A 17921-nucleotide genomic window follows, 5' to 3' on the forward strand; every position below is an offset into this window, starting at 1 on the left:
CCGGTCCATGGTTGGACCGGCCACTGCAGACTGACGCGCGCCGTCCCGGCTGACCACCGGCCGGCGCGCACCCCACGAGGTTCTTGCCAATGAACGCCCCGCTTCCCATGAATGCCGCCCAAGTGAACCGACCCACGCTGGCCGAACTGGAGGCGCGCGACGCCTTCGCCGCCCGCCATATCGGCCCCGATACCTCCGAACAGCAGCACATGCTGAAGGTGCTCGGCTATGACAGCCGCGCCGCGCTGATCGACGCCGTCATCCCCGCCGCCATCCGCCGCCGCGACGGCATGCCGATGGGCGAGTTCACCGAGCCGCTGAGCGAGGAAGCCGCGCTGGCAAGGCTGCGCGGGCTGGCAGGCAAGAACAGGGTGCTGAAGAGCTTTATCGGCCAGGGCTACTACAACACCGTCACGCCCGGCGTCATCCTGCGCAATATCTTCGAGAACCCGGCCTGGTACACCGCCTACACGCCCTACCAGCCGGAAATCTCGCAAGGCCGCCTGGAAGCAATGCTGAACTTCCAGCAGATGGTCACCGACCTGACCGGGCTGGATATCGCCAATGCGTCGATGCTGGATGAAGGCACTGCCGCGGCCGAAGCCATGACGCTGCTGCAGCGCGTGAACAAGCACGATTCGAACACCTTCTACGTGGCCGACGACGTGCTGCCGCAGACGCTGGAAGTGGTACGCACGCGCGCGCTGCCGATGGGCATCGAGGTCAAGGTCGGCCCCGCCGCCGATGCCGCCGCGGCCAACGCCTTCGGCGTGCTGCTGCAGTACCCGGGCGTAAACGGCGACGTCAACGACTACCGCGCCATCGCCGACGCCGTGCACGCCGCCGGCGGCCTGGTGGTGGCTGCCGCCGACCTGCTGGCGCTGACGCTGATCGCCGCGCCTGGCGAATGGGGCGCCGACGTGGCCGTGGGCAACTCGCAGCGCTTCGGCGTGCCGCTGGGCTTCGGCGGCCCGCACGCCGGCTATATGGCGGTGAAGGACGCCTTCAAGCGCTCGATGCCGGGCCGCCTGGTGGGCGTGACCATCGATGCGCAGGGCAACAAGGCCTATCGCCTGGCCCTGCAGACGCGCGAGCAGCATATCCGCCGCGAGAAGGCCACCTCGAACATCTGTACTGCGCAGGTGCTGCTGGCCGTAATGGCCTCGATGTATGCCGTCTACCACGGTCCGCAGGGCCTGAAGCGCATCGCGCAGCGTGTGCATCGCCTGACCGCGACGCTGGCCGCCGGCCTGGAAAAGCTCGGCTTCGCGCGCACCAACGCCAGCTTCTTCGATACGCTGACGCTGGAAACCGGCTTCAACACCGATGCCATCCATGCCGCGGCCACCGCGCGCGGCATCAACCTGCGCCATATCAGCGCCACGCGCGTCGGCATCTCGCTGGACGAGACCGCTACCCGTGCCGACGTGGTCGCGCTGTGGGAAGTATTCATGCAAGGCAAGCCGTTGCCCGCGGACGTGGACTTCGACAAGCTCGAGGCCGTCGCGCAGGACGGCTTCCCCCCCGAACTGGCACGCACCAGCGAATACCTGACCCACCCGGTGTTCAACACGCACCACGCCGAACACGAGATGCTGCGCTACCTGCGCATGCTGGCCGACAAGGACCTGGCGCTGGACCGCACCATGATCCCGCTGGGCTCGTGCACGATGAAGCTGAACGCCACCAGCGAGATGATCCCGGTGACCTGGCCCGAATTCAGCCAGATCCACCCGTTCGCGCCGCTGGACCAGACCGTGGGCTACCGCGAGATGATCGACCAGCTCGAGGCCATGCTGTGCGCCGCCACCGGCTACGCCGCGGTGAGCCTGCAACCCAACGCCGGCTCGCAGGGCGAGTACGCGGGCCTGCTGATCATCCACGCCTACCACGCCAGCCGCGGCGAGAGCCATCGCGACATCTGCCTGATTCCGTCGTCCGCACACGGCACCAATCCGGCGTCGGCGCAGATGGCCGGCATGAAGGTGGTGGTCGTAGCCTGCGATGAGGACGGCAACGTCGACCTGCAAGACCTGGCGAAGAAGGCCGAGCAGCACAGCAAGAACCTGGCGGCGATCATGATCACCTACCCGTCCACGCATGGCGTGTTCGAGCAGGGCGTGCAGCAGATTTGCGAGATCGTGCACCAGCACGGCGGCCAGGTGTACGTGGACGGCGCCAACATGAACGCCATGGTCGGCACCGCCGCGCCGGGCCAGTTCGGCGGCGACGTGTCGCACCTGAACCTGCACAAGACCTTCTGCATCCCGCACGGCGGCGGCGGCCCGGGCGTGGGCCCGGTTGCAGTCGGCGCGCACCTGGCTGACTTCCTGCCCAACCAGGACAGCGTCGGCTATCGCCGCGACGACCGCGGCATCGGCGGCGTTTCGGCGGCGCCGTTCGGCTCGGCCAGCATCCTGCCGATCTCGTGGATGTATATCGCGATGATGGGTTCGGCCGGCCTGACCGCCGCCACCGAGAACGCGATCCTGGCGGCCAACTATGTCGCCAAGCGCCTGGCCCCGTACTACCCGGTGCTGTACACCGGCCAGCACGACCTGGTCGCGCACGAGTGCATCCTGGACCTGCGCCCGCTGCAGAAGGACACCGGCATCAGCAATGAAGACGTGGCCAAGCGCCTGATGGACTACGGCTTCCACGCCCCGACCATGAGCTTCCCGGTGCCGGGCACGCTGATGATCGAGCCGACCGAGAGCGAGGCGCTGCACGAGCTGGACCGCTTTATCGACGCGATGATCGCGATCCGCCAGGAAATCGGCCGCGTTGCCGACGGCACCTTCGACCGCGACGACAACCCGCTCAAGCACGCGCCGCACACGGCCGCGGTGGTGACCGCCGACGAGTGGACCCACAAGTACACGCGCGAGGAAGCCGCGTACCCGGTGGCATCGCTGCGCACGCAGAAGTACTGGCCGCCGGTCGGCCGTGCCGACAACGTGTATGGTGACCGCAACCTGTTCTGCGCCTGCGTGCCGGTCAGCGACTACGTGGTGGACTGAGGCGTAGCGCCCCCCCCGCCCCCGCGGCCCGCCAACGAACTATGCTCGAGATGACGGGCATCGCGGTGTCGCGGTGCCCGCCGCAGCCACGCCAACCGACCAAGAAGAGCCTCTTCAGGGCCATCCCATTGCTGGAGACATTCCGTGGCAGTCAGCGTCTTTGATCTGTTCAAGGTGGGCATCGGCCCGTCGAGCTCGCATACCGTAGGCCCGATGCGCGCTGCGCTGATGTTCGCGCAGGGGCTTGAGCGCGACGGCCTGCTGCCGCAGGTGGCGAGCGTGCGTGCCGAGCTCTATGGCTCGCTGGGCGCCACCGGCAAGGGCCACGGCACCGACAAGGGCGTGATCCTCGGCCTGATGGGGGAAGCCCCCGACACCATCGATCCCGATTCGATCGACACGCGCCTGGCCGCGCTGCGCGCGGGCCGCGAGCTGTCCCTGCTGGGCCAGCATGTCGTGCCCTTTGTCGAGAAGGAGCACATCGCCTTCTACCGGCGCGAAGCGATGGCCGAGCACCCCAACGGCATGAAGTTTCATGCCTTCGACGCCGGCGGTGCATCGCTGCGCGAGGCGCGCTACCTGTCGGTCGGCGGCGGCTTCGTCGTGACCGCGGGCGCACCCAATACGCAGGTGCTCAATGCCGCGCAGCAGCTGCCGCACCCGTTCCGCAGCGGCAAGGACATGCTGGAGATGGCCACCGCCAGTGGCAAGAGCATCGCGCGGCTGATGATGGAAAACGAGCTGACCTGGCGCAGCGAGGCGGAAGTCACCAGCGGCCTGCTGCATATCTGGGATGTGATGCAGGCGTGCGTGGCGCGCGGCTGCCGCACCGACGGCGAGCTGCCGGGGCCATTCAGGGTCAAGCGCCGTGCGCCGGAGCTGTTCCGCAGCCTGACCGAGCGCGCCGAGCGCACCCTGTCCGACCCGCTCTCGGTGATGGACTGGGTCAACCTGTACGCCATCGCAGTCAATGAAGAGAACGCCGCCGGCGGGCGCGTGGTCACGGCACCTACCAACGGCGCGGCCGGCATCATCCCCGCGGTGCTGCACTACTACGACCGCTTCGTGCCGGGTGCCAGCAAGCAAGGCGTGGTCGACTTCCTGCTGACCGCGGGCGCGATCGGGCTGCTGTACAAGCTCAATGCGTCGATTTCCGGCGCCGAGGTCGGCTGCCAGGGCGAAGTCGGCGTGGCCTGCTCGATGGCCGCCGGCGCGCTGGCGGCGGTGCAGGGCGGCAGCCCGGCGCAGGTCGAGAACGCGGCCGAGATCGGCATGGAGCACAACCTCGGGCTGACCTGCGACCCGGTTGGCGGACTGGTGCAGATCCCGTGTATCGAGCGCAACGCAATGGCCTCGGTCAAGGCGGTCAACGCGGCGCGCATGGCCTTGCGCGGCGACGGCACGCACTACGTATCGCTCGATTCGGTGATCAAGACCATGCGCGAGACCGGTGCCGACATGAAGACCAAGTACAAGGAGACGGCGCGCGGCGGGCTGGCGGTGAATATCGTGGAATGCTAATGTCCGCGCGCGCAGCGCGGCGTATCATGGCGGCGTTCCCCGAACGAAAAACAAGAGGGCAGCCATGCAGACCTTCCACCAGCTGTTCGACGACACCTCGTCCACCTTCACCTACCTGCTGATCGACGCCGCCACCGGGGACGCGCTGCTGATCGATCCGGTCGACCACCAGCTGGAACGCGACCTGGCGCTGCTGAAGTCAACCGGCGCGCGGCTGGCGTGGGTCATCGAGACCCATGCCCATGCCGACCACATCACCTCGGCCGGCCACCTTGCGCTGCAGACCGGCGCGCACACCGCGGCGCCGTCCGGCTGCGATATCAAGCCCGCGCAGAAGCAGCTGATCGACGGCGACACTGTCGCCTTCGGCAAGCAGGTGCTGCGCGCCATCCATACGCCCGGGCACACCGCCGGCAGCATGAGCTACCTGTGGGAAGAGCCCACGCCCGACGGCATCGTGCGCCGCGTCTTCACCGGCGATGCCCTGCTGATCGACGGCTGCGGCCGCACCGACTTCCAGTCGGGCGACGCCGGCACGCTCTACGACAGCCTGACCAGGAAGCTGTTTGCGCTGCCCGACGACACGCAGGTCTATCCGGCCCACGACTACAAGGGCCGCACCTCGTCCACCATCGGCCAGGAGCGCGCCCACAACAGCCGCGTCGCCGGCCGCACGCGTGAAGAGTTCATCGAGATGATGCGCAACCTGAACCTGCCGCGCCCGAAGCTGATCGATGTCGCCGTGGCGGCCAACCAGCGCCTGGGCCTGCGCGACGGCGAAAGCGTGCCGCACGGCGCCTGAGGTTTTCCTAACGTTAGGAGTCTTTGCATGTCCACATACACCGCTGAAGTCCTGTGGCAACGCGACGGGCAGGATTTCGCCGGCAACCGCTACAGCCGCAGGCATGTGCTGCGCTTTGACGGTGGCGCGGAAGTCCCGGGATCGTCATCACCCCATGTGGTGCCATTGCCGATGTCGGATGCGAGCGCGGTCGATCCCGAGGAGATGTTCATCGCCTCGCTGTCCAGCTGCCACATGCTGTGGTTCCTGTCGCTGGCGGCGAAGCAACGCTTTGTCGTCGACCGCTACCTGGATGCGGCCACCGGTGTGATGGAAAAGAACGCGGACGGGCAGATGGCGATGACCGTGGTGACGCTGCGCCCTCAGGTGACGTTTGGCGGCGAGCGCGAGCCCACGCGCGAAGAACTCGATGCCCTGCACCACGCCGCGCATGGCGCCTGCTTTATCGCCAACTCGGTCAGGACCGAGGTGCGCTGCGAACCTGTGTTCGCCTGCGCCTGAGCGCGTCGCCATGCCTGCCATCGCCCCGGCACCGGCGCCAGCGCGGCTGGTGTCGCCGCGGACTGAATCGGTTCGCCGCAGGGGGCTGCGCTGGCTCGGTGCGGGACTGGTCCTGCTTGCCGGAATCAGCATGATGCAGGATCACTTCCTCTACTTTCCCGATAAAGCCTCGGTCGACGCCATGGTCTCGCCCGGGCTGCGCGCCTGGCCGGGGCCGCAGGACTTTCGCGGCCTTGTCGCCGAACCGGCCGGACCGGCGCGCGCCACCGCCATGGTCTTTCACGGCAATGCCGGGCACGCCGGGCATCGTGGCTACTACGCCAGCGCGCTGACGAAGCTGGGCCTTCGCGTGATCCTGGCCGAGTACCCGGCCTACGGCCCGCGCACCGGCGCACTCGGCGAGCGCAGCTTCGTGGCAGACGCGGAACAATCGATTGCGCTGGCCCGGCGCCAGTTCGGCGGCCCGCTGCTGCTGGTCGGCGAGTCGCTGGGCGCGGGCGTGGCCGCAGCGGCCGCGGCGCGCCAGCGCGAGAGCGTCGCCGGCGTGCTGCTGATCACGCCGTGGGACAAGCTTGCGCATATTGCCTCGCATCACTATCCCTGGCTGCCGGCCGGCTGGGTGCTGCGCGACCGCTACGACAGCGCGGCCAACCTGGAAGGCTTCGGCCGCCCGGTGATGGTCGCGGTCGCCGAACGCGACACCATCGTGCCGGCACGCTTCGGCCAGGCGCTCTATGCGTCGCTGGGCGAACCGCGGCGGCTCGCGGTGATCGGCGGCGCCGGGCATAACGACTGGGCCGGGCATGTCGATACGGCCTGGTGGCAGGAAGCGGTCGCGTTCCTGCTGTCCCCGCCACCCACTACAAACAAATAACATCGGGCCGTCAAAACGCTGATTTGACTTACCCCTGCGTGCCGCAAATACTGGCCTTCACAGAACGGCTCGCCACTTGCGCACCGGTCGGTGCGTCCAGCGTCGCGTAGCCGACACCCGTGGGGGAACATCATCATGAAGCAATGCCCGCATCGCAAGCTGTACCGTGGCCTCGGCGTACTGGCCGCGGCGATCGCGCTGACCCCGGCGCTGATCCCGGCTCAGGCCATGGCGCAGAACAAGCCCATGGCCTATCCGGCCAAGGGCCAGAGTCAGCAACAGCAGGCCAGCGACGACGGCGCCTGCTACAGCTGGGCCAAGCAGCAGACCGGCGTGGATCCGGCACAGGCCGCCAACGCCCCGCCGCCGGCCCAGGCGCAGAGCGGCCAGCGCGTGCGGGGTGCCGCGGGCGGCGCCGCGGCGGGCGCGGTGGTGGGCGCGATGGCCGGCGATGCCGGCAAGGGTGCGGCGGTCGGCGCGGCAGCGGGTACGGTGGGGGGCGGCGTGGCGCACCGGCAGTCGCGCCGCCAGGCGAACGCGGCCAACCAGCAGGCGGCGGCCAATACCAGCCAGGCGATGGGCTCGTACTACCAGGCCTGGGGCGCCTGCATGCAGGGGCGCGGCTACAGCGTCAAATAAGACAAGGGGCAGCCTGGCGCAGCCTCAGGCAGCCCACCGGTCACACGCCTTGCGCACCGTTTCACGCTGGCTGCGCGCATCGGCATCGACCTGGCGCAGCCACTCGGCGTCGCCGTCGCGGCGCTCGGCCAGCGCGCGGATATTGGCCAGCGCCTCCAGCGAGCCGAGTGCCTCGGCGTGCGGCACCAGCGCGTCGCAGATCGACAGGATGTGGTCGGCGATCGGCATGCGCGTCAGTTCGTTGGGATGCACGTACTCCCCCTCCAGCCCGAAACGGCAGGCCTGGAAGCGGTTGAAGGTGTACACCAGGTAATCGTCTTCCTGCGGCATGAAGGGGCGCGACAGCAGCAGGTAGCGCGCCAGCATCTGGATATAGGCGGCGATATCGCAGGCGCGCTGCACCGTCAGCGGCGTGTCCATCACGCGGACCTCGATGGTGCCGAACTCGGGCTTGGGCCGGATATCCCAGTAGAAGTCCTTCATGCTCTCGATCACGCCGGTATTGCGCATCTTCTCGAAATACGCGGTGAAGGCGTCCCACGTCAGCAGGAACGGCGCCCGCCCGCTCATCGGGAAGGCCGCGACCGAATTCAGCCGCGCCGAGGCAAAGCCGGTATCCACGCCCTGCACATAGGGCGAGGATGCCGCCAGCGCCACAAAGTGCGGCACATAGCGGCCGATGGCGTGCAGCAGGAACAGCGATTCGTCGGCGCTGGGGCAGCCGATATGCACGTGCTGGCCGAACACCGTGAACTGCTTGGCGAGGTAGCCGTACAGCTCTGAGATGTACTGGTAGCGCGGCGAATCCGAGATGGTGCGGTCGGCCCACTGCTGGAACGGGTGGGTGCCGCCGCCGGCAATGCCCAGGTTCAGCGAGCGCGAGGCCGCCACCATCAGGTCGCGCATCACAGTCAGCTCTTCCAGCGCCTGCTGGTAGGTGTGGCAGATCCCGGTGCTGATCTCGATCATCGACGGGCTGATCTCCGGCTTGATGTCGCCGGCATGCTCGGCGCCCTTGAGCGCGCGCAGCAGGTCGGGCGCGAACGGGGCCAGGTCATAGTCATGCCGGTTGACCAGCTGCAGCTCCAGCTCCACGCCGAAGGTCAGCGCCTCAGAGTGCTTGAACGTTTCGAGCGACATCAGCGCCCTCCTCCATTGGCCCGGATGTCGACGCGGACTTCGCCTGCGTAGCGCAGCGCCCAGGCCGCGATCACCGGACCGAAAAGTTGTTCGATTGCCAGCGCGCACAGGATGATGGCCGCCAGCGGCTGGCCGGTACCGGGGTAGAGCCGCGCCACGTCATGCATCAGCAGGTAGGCGAGGCCCGACATCGGCGCCAGCGCCAGCCCCAGCGCCATGCACTGGCGCAGGCTCAGGCCCGAGAACGAGCCCAGCGAGACCACGCCGGCCAGCTTGGCCACATGGCGCAGCACCACCAGCGCGATGGCGTAAACGCCGCCCACGGCCCAGTCCTGTGCCGTCAGCGGCAGGCCCAGCGACACCACCATCACGATGATCAGCAGGCTGCCGGCGCTGCCGAAATGCGGCGGCCACACATGCGGCTGGTTGTCCTGGTGCTTGAACACGACACCGGCCAGCATCAGCGTCAGCGGCATCGACAATTTTAGTACCCGGGTCAGCGCCAGCGTGAACAGCACCAGGCCCACCAGCACCAGGAAGCTGTAGTGGTCGTCGGCCGACATGCGGTCATAGATGGCATGGCCGAGCTTGCCCACCACCCACGCCAGCAGGCACGAGCCCACCAGCAGGTACAGCGGATGCAGCAGCGCCGCGCCCAGGTTGCCGTATTCCGAATGCAGCCAGCCGGTGGCGACCTGCACGATGGCGGCGGCGTAGATGCTGTTGAGTGCGGCCATCGCCATCAGGCGCTCGGTGACCTGGCCGTCGGCGCGCAACTCATTCTTGAGCTGCAGCACGATGGTGGGCGAGGTGCTGACCGCGATGCCGCCGGCCAGGATCGCCACGCCGGGCGAGGCGCCGATCCATTGCAGCACCGCCGCCACCAGGCCCCAGGTCAGCAGGCTTTCAAAGGCACTGGTCAGCAGCAGCCAGCGGTTGGCGCGCAGCCAGGTCAGCGAGAGGCGATGCCCGAGTTCGAACAAGGCCAGCGCCAGCGCCATATCGATCAGGATACGGGTCTGGTTGATCATGTTCTCGTCGACGATGCCGCGCCCCAGCATGCCGGCGCAAAGCCCCGCCGCGGCATACCCGACGATGCGCGGGCAGCGCAGCCAGCGCCGGCTCAGCTCACCGGCCAGGCCGGCGCCGACCAGCGCCAGCCCGACCCAGAACAGGCCGCCGGGCGCGAGCGGGAGGCTTGGAAAAAGTTGGCTCAGTCCATTCATGGCGACATGGTAATGTAAGCACTTCACAATCCATGTCAGTGATTGTCCGACACCGCACAAAACACGCGCACAACTTCTGTCATCTGCACGTAAAAAACGCCATCTCCGGATGGCGTTTTTTACATCCCTTACATGTTCAGACCGTTCGGCGGCCCGGAGCGACGTTTCAGACGCCCCAGACTTTCCACATCGGGCGGGTTGCCTTGAGCGCGGCCTCCACCTGTGCGTACAAAGTGCGCGTCGAGCCCTGCGCGGCCCCGCGGGCACGGGCCTTTTCGAAATACCCCAGCGCGGTTTCACGCTGGTCCAAGCCAAGCGCCGACTGCACCGCGCGCAGGTACACCTCGGCATCCCAGTCGTCACGCACGGCGAAGGCTGCGATAAAGTCGGCCAGCGCGGCATCGTGGCGCCGCGCTGCATGGTGGACCAGCCCGCGCTGCACGCGCGGGCCGGCCTGGTCCAGCGGATCGCCCTCGGTCAGCGCCACGGCCTGTTCGAACAGCGGCAGCGCGCGCTCGGGCTCGCCCGCGTCGCGCCAGACCTGGCCGAAGCGGTTGTACAGCCAGGCGTCCTCGACCAGCAGCGCGCGGCGCTGCTGGGCCTCGATCTCGGCCAGGGCATCAGTGCGGTCGTGCTCGTCCATGCCGGCCACCTGCGCCTGCAGCAGCGCGGCAAAGTGCGCGCGCGCATGCGCCATCGGGTGCGCGGCCTCGCTGCGGGCTTCCACCGGCAGCGCGTCCAGCCGGGCATCCATATGCATCATCGCGGCACGGGCGGCCTCGGTCGGCTCGGCGCCGCCCATGGCCTTCCAGGCCGCGATCATGCGGCTGAAGGCCCAGGTCACGTCGGCCGGGTTACGCTCCAGCGGGTAGCGGTTGAGCACCTCGCCGGCCAGCTCGGCTACTTTCTGGTGCTGGCCGGCGTCGGCGTGGCAGTCGAGCAGGTCGATCCAGTGATCGATGAACTCGCTGGCGGCCATGCCCTGCTGGTGCAGCGCGATGCGCTCGTCCACGTGCGCGGCGTCGGCCGGCAGGCTGCGCGACAGCAGCCGGCAAAGCAGCGAATAGACATGCGGGTCGGCATTGCCGCCGTGCCCCGCGGCATCGCCCTGGCCGGTGGCGAAATACTGGTCGAAGCGCGCCACGCCGGCACGGCCGGCCTGCACAAGCACCGGCCGCAGCGCGGCCTCGGCGGCCGGCACCTCGTCGATGAACTCGCCCAGCGCCATGGCGGCGCGGTAGTAGCCGGCACCGTCGTCGGACTGGTCGGTCAGCGTGAAGCGCAGCCACGGCTCGCGATCGGCCGGCTGGGTGCTGTCGGCGCGCTGCGCCAGCTGGTGGCGCCAGGCCAGTTCGCGTACCTGGCTCTGCGGGTCGGGCACCTGGCGCAGGTAGACCGCCAGGTCGTCCAGTGCCCCCTGGACGTCGCCCACGCCGTGGCGCAGCGGTGCACGCAGGCGGCGCGCCTCGGGGTGGTCAGGGTGCTCGGCCAGCACACGGGCGGCCTGGTCGGCGGCCACGGCGTCACCGGCTGCGGGATCGAGCTCCAGCAGATGCGGGTTGTCCAGGGCCACGCGGCCCAGGCAGACGCGCATCAGGGGCTCCACCGGAACGCCGGCGGCCTCGGCCCGGGCGATGTAGTCCGTCACCAGCGGTGCGATGTCATCTGCGCCCAGGTCGGGATTGCGGACCATCAGGTCATGCCAGTAGCGTGCCGCGGCGGCCATGTCGCCCATGCGCAGCGCGGCCAGGCCGGCGTGGAAATGCGCGGCCCATTCGCCCGTCAGCAGGCCGCCGCGTTGCGCGGCCTCATGCAGCCACGGGCGCGCCTCGGCATCGCGGCCCAGGCTCATCAGCATGGCGCCGTAGCGGTGCGCGATCACCCCGCGCGAGGCCCAGCGGTGCGGCGGCTGCAGCGGCAGCGTGTCAAGCCGCGCCAGCGCCTCGTCCAGCACCGCCAGCGCGGCGTTGGCGTCACCGTTGTCAAAGTGCAGCCGCGCCCGCAGCGTGACGAAATCAACCACCTCGGGGCGGGCCTGCGACAGCTGGTCGGCAATCTGCAGGGCTTCGGTGAAGCGCCCCTGGTTGGCTAGCCCGATGGCGTGGTCGTAGCTGGCTTCCTGCTCGGACACGTACTGCTCCTATGGATTGAAAAAATGTGCGAGTGCGGGATTATGCGCCAATGGGGGAGATACGGAATTGTTTGGGGAGGCTTGCCGCCAAGCCCCCAAAAGAAAAAACGCCACCCAAAGGCAGCGTTCTCCCATAGCCAAAACCAGCCAGCAGCTTACTTCCCGCCAACCGTCTCCAGCACCGTCCACTTGCCGCCAACCACCTTATAGACAGTGATACCACCATCCTTCAGGTCGCCGCGCGCGTCATACGCCAGCGTCTTGGTGGTCACGCCCTGCATATTGGTAGCAGCCAGCACCGGCAGGTAGCGCGCCGGGTCGGTCGAGCCGGCCTTGACCATGGCCGACATCATCGCGGTGGCGCCGTCGTAGGCGTACGGCGAGTAGGTCTGCACCTTCGAGCCAAAGCGCTTCTCGTACTTCTTCTCGTACGCGGAGCCGCCAGGCATCTGGTCCAGCGGCAGGCCGGCCAGCGACACCACGGTGCCTTCGGCGGCCGGGCCGGCGAGCTTCAGGAAGTTGTCGGTCTTGGACATTTCGCCCGACACCAGCGGGGCCTTCATGCCCAGTTCCTTGACCTGCTTGGCCATCGGCGCGGACTGGGTCTCGGCGCCGCCGTAGAAGATGATGTCCGGGTTGCTGCGCTTGATGTTGGTCAGCACGGCCTTGAAGTCCACCGCCTTGTCGTTGGTGAACTCGCGGCGCACGATCTTGCCGCCGGCGGCCTTGGCGGCCTTCTCGAACTCGTCGGCCAGGCCCTGGCCGTACGCGGTGCGGTCATCGACGATGGCGATGTTCTTCGCGCCCAGCTTCTTCACCACGAAGGCGCCGATCACCGAGCCCTGCTGGGTGTCGGAGGTCATCATGCGGAAGGTGGTCTTGAAGCCTTGCTTGGTGTATTCCGGCGCGGTCGCCATGGCGATCTGCGGAATGCCGGCGCGGTTGTAGACCATCGACGCCGGGATGGTGGTGCCCGAGTTGAAGTGGCCGAGCATGCCCTGGATGCCGTTATCCACCAGCTTCTGCGCCACCACCGAGCCGGTCTTCGGGTCGGCCTGGTCGTCTTCTGAGACCAGCACGAACTTGACTTCCTTGCCGCCGATCTTGGGCTTGGTGGCGTTCATGTCCTCGATCGCGAGGACGATGCCGTTCTGCATGTCCTTGCCGTACTGCGCCTGGCCGCCGGTCATCGGGCCGGCAAAGCCCAGCTTGATTTCCTGGGCCTGCGCGAACGCGGCGGAGGCGGCGGTCAGGCCAGCCAGGGTCAGGGCAACGGTCATTGCCGTCTTGTGGAATGTCGAGCTCATCAGATCTCCTTGGGTCCCAAATGGTGCCGATGTGGTGCCGTTGCCGGCAGTTATAGCGGTGCAGCCTGGCAGTGCCGCACCTTGCTTCAATACGCAACCGGGGCGGGATCGCCGCCACCGCTGCGTGCTTCGACATGACGAGGTCCGAGGGTTGCCTCAGCCGATCGTCATCAAACTGGCATTGCCGCCCGCGGCTGCGGTGTTGACCGAAAGCGAGCGCTCGATCAGCAAACGGTCGAGCGCGATATTCGGTTCACCTTGCGCCAGGCCCTGCACGCCGATGATCGGACCGGGGCGCACCGCCACCTGCTCGCACACCGTGCGCAGCTGGTCGGAATCTCCGTGGTGCAGCACCGCATCGATAGCGATGTCCGCCGCGGTCCAGTCGGCCACCATGCGGACGCGCGATTGTACGCCCTTAGGCAGGCGCGCAAACAGCCCCCGGCTGACAGGGTTTTCCGGCCATACGGCGTCTGCGCCGACGGTCAGCACGGCGCCCAGCTGCAGCGCCAGATCGGCCTCCTGCGTGGCCAGGCACAGCACGTGCTCGCGCGGCAGCAGGGTGTAGGTGTTGCGCTCGCCGGTGGGGCCGGGCAGCGTCACGGTCAGGCCCGAGGGCGAGGCCTCGGCCAGGCGCTCGCAGGCGGCGGCCACCGACGGCAGCTCGGCCCTGGCCCAGGCCTGGAAGGCCGCTGCGGCCTCGTCGCGCAGCGTGGCCGCCTCGGCGCCGCCGCCTGCTTCCGACGCGCGCACGCTGCGTACCACCGCGTCCTGCGGGCAGACCGACAGCAGGCGGTGCAGGTACAGCGGGCCGCCCGCCTTCGGGCCGGTGCCCGACAGGCCTTCGCCGCCGAAGGGCTGCACGCCCACCACGGCGCCGACGATATTGCGGTTGACATACAGGTTGCCCACATGGGCACGGCTGACGATGTGCGAGATGGTCTCGTCGATGCGGGTATGGATGCCCAGCGTCAGGCCGTAGCCGGTGGCGTTGATCTGGCTGACCATGGTGTCCAGCGCCGCGCGCGGAAAGCGCACCACGTGCAGCACCGGGCCGAACACCTCGCGCTTGAGTTCCTCGATGCTATCCAGTTCGATCAGCGTCGGCGGCACGAAGGTGCCGTTGCGGCAGCTGGCGCCCTGTGCGGCGTTGGGGTCGGCCTGATGGACACGGCGGCCCTTGGCGCGCATGGCGTCGACATGGCGCACGATATTGCCGCGCGCTTCGTCGTCGATCACCGGGCCGACGTCGGTCGAGAGCCGGTCCGGATTGGCCATGTTCAGTTCCTGCATGGCGCCCTTGAGCATTTCCAGCACGCGGTCGGCCACGTCTTCCTGCAGGCACAGCACGCGCAGCGCCGAGCAGCGCTGGCCGGCCGAATCGAAAGCGGAGCTGAGGACATCGCCCACCACCTGTTCAGCCAGCGCCGACGAGTCGACGATCATCGCGTTCTGTCCGCCGGTCTCCGCGATCAGCGGGATCGGGCGGCCGGCGGCGTCGAGGCGGCCGGCGACGTTGCGCTGCAGGATGCGCGCGACTTCGGTCGAGCCGGTGAACATCACACCCTTGACGCGGGCGTCGCCGACCAGCGCGGCGCCCACGGTCTCGCCGCGGCCCGGCAGCAGCTGCACCGCGCCGGCCGGAACGCCGGCTTCGCGCAGCAGGCGCACGGCGGCGGCGGCGATCAGCGGGGTCTGCTCGGCGGGCTTGGCCAGCACCGGGTTGCCGGCGGCCAGCGCCGCGGCCACCTGGCCGGTGAAGATCGCCAGCGGGAAGTTCCACGGGCTGATGCAGACCACCGGGCCCAGCGGGCGGTGGGTCTCGTTGTCGAAGCTGCGGCGCACCTCGGCGGCGTAGTAGCGCAGGAAGTCCACGGCTTCGCGCACTTCGGCGATGGCGTTGGAGAAGGTCTTGCCGGCCTCGCGCATGATGATGCCCATCAGCGACTGCATCTGGGCTTCCATCAGGTCGGCGGCGCGCTCCAGCGCGGCCGCGCGCACGTCCGGCGGCGTCGCCTGCCAGATCGGCGCGGCGTTGATGGCGGCCTGCAGCGCGGCGTCGACCTCGGCCTGGCCGGCCTCGGTGACATGGCCCACCACATCGCGGTGGTCGGCCGGGTTCAGCATCGGCGTGGTGATGGCGTCGGCTGCGCGCGGTACCTCGGCGCCGAGCAGCGGCTCGGCCACGAAGCGCTCGCTGGTGCCTGCCAGCAGCGCCGACGACAGCGACGCCAGGCGATGCTCGTTCGCGAGATCGATGCCGGCCGAATTGGGGCGGCTCTTGCCGTACAGCGTGCGCGGCGACGGGATGCGCGGGTGCGGCAGGCCCAGCACGCCTTCTTCGCGGTGCATGGCTTCGACCACGGCGACCGGGTCGGCCACCAGCTCGTCCAGCGAGATGGTGTCGTCGGCGATGCGGTTCACGAACGAGGTATTGGCGCCATTCTCCAGCAGGCGGCGCACCAGGTAGGCCAGCAGCGTTTCATGCGTGCCGACCGGCGCGTAGATGCGGCACGGGCGGTTGAACTTGCCGTCCGCGGTGGCGCCAACCACCTGGTCGTACAGCGGCTCGCCCATGCCGTGCAGGCACTGGAACTCATACTGGCCGGGATAGTAGCTGTGGCCGGCGATCTGGTAGATGGCCGACAGCGTATGCGCATTGTGCGTGGCGAACTGCGGGTAGATCGCGTCCGGCACCGACAGCAGCTTGCGCGCGCAGGCGATGTACGACACGTCGGTGTAGACCTTGCGCGTGTAGACCGGGTAGCCCTCCAGCCCGTCGAGCTGGGCGCGCTTGATCTCGCTGTCCCAGTAGGCGCCCTTGACCAGGCGGATCATCAGGCGGTGGCGGCTGCGGCGGGCCAGGTCGATCAGGTAGTCGATCACGAACGGGCAGCGCTTCTGGTAGCCCTGCACCACGAAGCCGATGCCGTTCCAGCCCGCCAGCTCGGGCTCGAAGCACAGGCGCTCGAGCAGGTCCAGCGAGATCTCCAGGCGGTCGGCTTCCTCGGCGTCGATATTGATGCCGATGTCGTACTGGCGTGCCAGCAGCGTCAGCGACTTCAGGCGCTCGTACAGCTCGCCCACCACGCGCTCATGCTGCGCGCGGCTGTAGCGCGGGTGCAGCGCCGACAGCTTGATCGAGATGCCCGGGCCCTCATAGATGCCGCGCCCGCGCGAGGCCTGGCCGATGGCGTGGATGGCCTGCTCGTACGAGGCCAGGTAGCGCTGCGCGTCGGCCTCGGTCATGGCGGCCTCGCCCAGCATGTCGTAGGAGTAGCGGAAGCCTTCGGCCTCGTACTTGCGCGCGTTGGCCAGCGCCTCGGAAATGGTCTCGCCGGTGACGAACTGCTCGCCCATCAGGCGCATCGCCATGTCCACGCCCTTGCGGATCAGCGGCTCGCCGCCCTTGCCGATGATGCGCGTGAGCGCCTTGGTCAGGCCCGATTCGGTATGGGTGGCGACCAGCTTGCCGGTCAGCAGCAGGCCCCAGGTGGCGGCGTTAACGAACAGCGACGGGCTCTGGCCCAGGTGCGACTGCCAGTTGGCGCCGCTGATCTTGTCGCGGATCAGCGCGTCGCGGGTGGCCTTGTCGGGGATGCGCAGCAGGGCCTCGGCCAGGCACATCAGCGCCACGCCTTCCTGCGACGACAGCGAGAATTCCTGGATCAGGCCCTGCACCAGGCCCTCGCGGCCGCTGCCGACCTTCTGCTCGCGCAGCCGCGTGGCCAGGGTCTTGGCCATCTTGATGGCGGCCTCGCCTTGCTGCTGCGGCAGGCGCGCCTGCTCCAGCAGCACCGGTACGCAATCGGCTTCCGGGCGGCGATAGGCAGAGGTAATGGCAGCACGCAGCACCGATTGCGGCTGGATGCTTTGGGCGAACTCCAGGAACGGCTGCGGCGCATCGCCATGGACCAGCTCGGCTCCGTCGGCGCCATCCGCGTCGGCGCTACCGGCGGCGCCGGTCTCGTGCGGCAGGTGGCCGCGCTCGATCTGCTCGAGGTAGGTGAAGATAGCCTGCTTGATCAGCCAGTGCGGCGTGCGGTCGATGGATTGGGCAACGCGCTTGAGGCGGTCGCGCGAGGCGTCGTCGAGCTTGACGCCGAGTGTGGTGGTGGCCATGCGGGCATTTCTCCGAAAGACTGGAGCCGCCGCCGGTGCTACCTCGTCCATGCCGGCAGGCACGGGCGCGCGACCGGCCGCAGCCTGTGAGCTGGCGCGATCTTACTCCCGAAAATCACCAAGGTGCAACCTAGTGCAACCCTATCGAAAACCCTAATGCCAGGGTTGCACCTTTCACTGCCACGCCAGCTGACTCAGATCCGCAACGGGTCGATCTCAAGCTGCCAGCGCACCCCTTTTGCCTCTGTCCCCACATCTGCGAAAGTCTGCACCCACTCAGCCACGAAGCGTTGCAGCACCGGCCGCGAGGTGGCCTCAACCAGCATCTGCGCACGCTCCCGGTTGAAGATGCGCACCATCGACATCGGCACCGGATCGTGCAGTTGCACCTCGGCCGCCAGCTCGCAGGTTTCGGCATGCCGGCGCGCCACTTCCAGGAACTGCAGCGCCCGCTCCAGCTGGCCGTGGTCGGCGGTTACCAGCACCTGGTAGCAGAACGGGGGCAACCCGGCCTGGCGCCGCTCGCGCAACTGGCTGGCCGCGAATCCATCATAGTCGTGGCGCGTCAGCGCCTGCAATGCCGGGGTGTCCGGGTAGCGCGTCTGGATCAGCACCTCGCCCGGCAAGCCGGCCCGCCC

The 17921-nt window shown here is 68.5% G+C and carries 11 protein-coding genes and 1 pseudogene; 6 read left to right on the plus strand and 6 right to left on the minus strand.

Annotated features, from left to right (window positions below):
• The first annotated feature begins 89 nt into the window (after positions 1 to 89).
• From gcvP to AC3WRI_RS16345, 6 genes are all read left to right on the plus strand, one after another.
• Positions 90 to 3020: an aminomethyl-transferring glycine dehydrogenase gene (gene gcvP / locus AC3WRI_RS16320; protein WP_492293588.1), complete on the plus strand. Its 2931-nt coding sequence runs from the start codon at positions 90 to 92 to the stop codon at positions 3018 to 3020.
• 144 nt (positions 3021 to 3164) lie between these two features.
• Entirely contained in the window at positions 3165 to 4541 is a 1377-nt protein-coding gene (locus AC3WRI_RS16325; RefSeq protein ID WP_010812171.1) for an L-serine ammonia-lyase, read from the plus strand.
• A 64-nt stretch (positions 4542 to 4605) separates the two neighbouring features.
• Positions 4606 to 5343: an MBL fold metallo-hydrolase gene (locus AC3WRI_RS16330; protein ID WP_010812172.1), complete on the plus strand. Its 738-nt coding sequence runs from the start codon at positions 4606 to 4608 to the stop codon at positions 5341 to 5343.
• Between the two features lie 27 nt (positions 5344 to 5370).
• Positions 5371 to 5844 carry an OsmC family protein gene (locus AC3WRI_RS16335; RefSeq protein ID WP_439671069.1) on the plus strand — a complete coding sequence of 158 codons (474 nt, stop codon included), beginning with the start codon at positions 5371 to 5373 and terminating at the stop codon, positions 5842 to 5844.
• Between the two features lie 10 nt (positions 5845 to 5854).
• A complete protein-coding gene (locus AC3WRI_RS16340; RefSeq protein WP_492293590.1) occupies positions 5855 to 6718 on the plus strand; it encodes an alpha/beta hydrolase in 864 nt (287 codons plus the stop codon).
• A 135-nt stretch (positions 6719 to 6853) separates the two neighbouring features.
• Positions 6854 to 7357 carry a glycine zipper domain-containing protein gene (locus AC3WRI_RS16345; protein ID WP_010812175.1) on the plus strand — a complete coding sequence of 168 codons (504 nt, stop codon included), beginning with the start codon at positions 6854 to 6856 and terminating at the stop codon, positions 7355 to 7357.
• Between the two features lie 24 nt (positions 7358 to 7381).
• Here the strand turns inward: AC3WRI_RS16345 and AC3WRI_RS16350 are convergent, their stop codons facing one another.
• The 6 genes and pseudogenes from AC3WRI_RS16350 to AC3WRI_RS16375 form a co-directional block, all read right to left on the minus strand.
• The gene (locus tag AC3WRI_RS16350) at positions 7382 to 8497 is read right to left on the minus strand and encodes a YbdK family carboxylate-amine ligase (RefSeq protein WP_010812176.1); all 1116 of its coding nucleotides are present in this window, start codon (positions 8495 to 8497) and stop codon (positions 7382 to 7384) included.
• On the minus strand, positions 8497 to 9723 hold the full coding sequence (locus AC3WRI_RS16355) for a cation:proton antiporter (RefSeq protein ID WP_010812177.1): 1227 nt from the start codon (positions 9721 to 9723) through the stop codon (positions 8497 to 8499). The genes AC3WRI_RS16350 and AC3WRI_RS16355 overlap by 1 nt, the downstream gene beginning before the upstream one ends.
• A gap of 166 nt (positions 9724 to 9889) precedes the next feature.
• The gene (locus AC3WRI_RS16360; RefSeq protein ID WP_439668403.1) at positions 9890 to 11854 is read right to left on the minus strand and encodes a tetratricopeptide repeat protein; all 1965 of its coding nucleotides are present in this window, start codon (positions 11852 to 11854) and stop codon (positions 9890 to 9892) included.
• Between the two features lie 155 nt (positions 11855 to 12009).
• The gene (locus AC3WRI_RS16365) at positions 12010 to 13161 is read right to left on the minus strand and encodes a branched-chain amino acid ABC transporter substrate-binding protein (RefSeq protein ID WP_492293592.1); all 1152 of its coding nucleotides are present in this window, start codon (positions 13159 to 13161) and stop codon (positions 12010 to 12012) included.
• 156 nt (positions 13162 to 13317) lie between these two features.
• Complete coding sequence (putA, locus tag AC3WRI_RS16370; protein ID WP_492293594.1) at positions 13318 to 17283, minus strand: trifunctional transcriptional regulator/proline dehydrogenase/L-glutamate gamma-semialdehyde dehydrogenase; 3966 nt, start codon at positions 17281 to 17283, stop codon at positions 13318 to 13320.
• 194 nt (positions 17284 to 17477) lie between these two features.
• Positions 17478 to 17921: pseudogene (locus AC3WRI_RS16375) on the minus strand (primosomal protein N'); the annotation flags it as partial.

This window comes from Cupriavidus sp. FW305-27, assembly GCF_058787995.1.

Coding starts and splice junctions, on each gene's coding strand:
- gcvP (WP_492293588.1), top strand. CDS start 90: ATGAACGCCCCGCTTCCCATGAATGCCGCCCAAGTGAACCGACCCACG.
- AC3WRI_RS16330 (WP_010812172.1), top strand. CDS start 4,606: ATGCAGACCTTCCACCAGCTGTTCGACGACACCTCGTCCACCTTCACC.
- AC3WRI_RS16335 (WP_439671069.1), top strand. CDS start 5,371: ATGTCCACATACACCGCTGAAGTCCTGTGGCAACGCGACGGGCAGGAT.
- AC3WRI_RS16340 (WP_492293590.1), top strand. CDS start 5,855: ATGCCTGCCATCGCCCCGGCACCGGCGCCAGCGCGGCTGGTGTCGCCG.
- AC3WRI_RS16345 (WP_010812175.1), top strand. CDS start 6,854: ATGAAGCAATGCCCGCATCGCAAGCTGTACCGTGGCCTCGGCGTACTG.
- AC3WRI_RS16350 (WP_010812176.1), bottom strand. CDS start 8,497: ATGTCGCTCGAAACGTTCAAGCACTCTGAGGCGCTGACCTTCGGCGTG.
- AC3WRI_RS16355 (WP_010812177.1), bottom strand. CDS start 9,723: ATGAATGGACTGAGCCAACTTTTTCCAAGCCTCCCGCTCGCGCCCGGC.
- AC3WRI_RS16365 (WP_492293592.1), bottom strand. CDS start 13,161: ATGAGCTCGACATTCCACAAGACGGCAATGACCGTTGCCCTGACCCTG.
- putA (WP_492293594.1), bottom strand. CDS start 17,283: ATGGCCACCACCACACTCGGCGTCAAGCTCGACGACGCCTCGCGCGAC.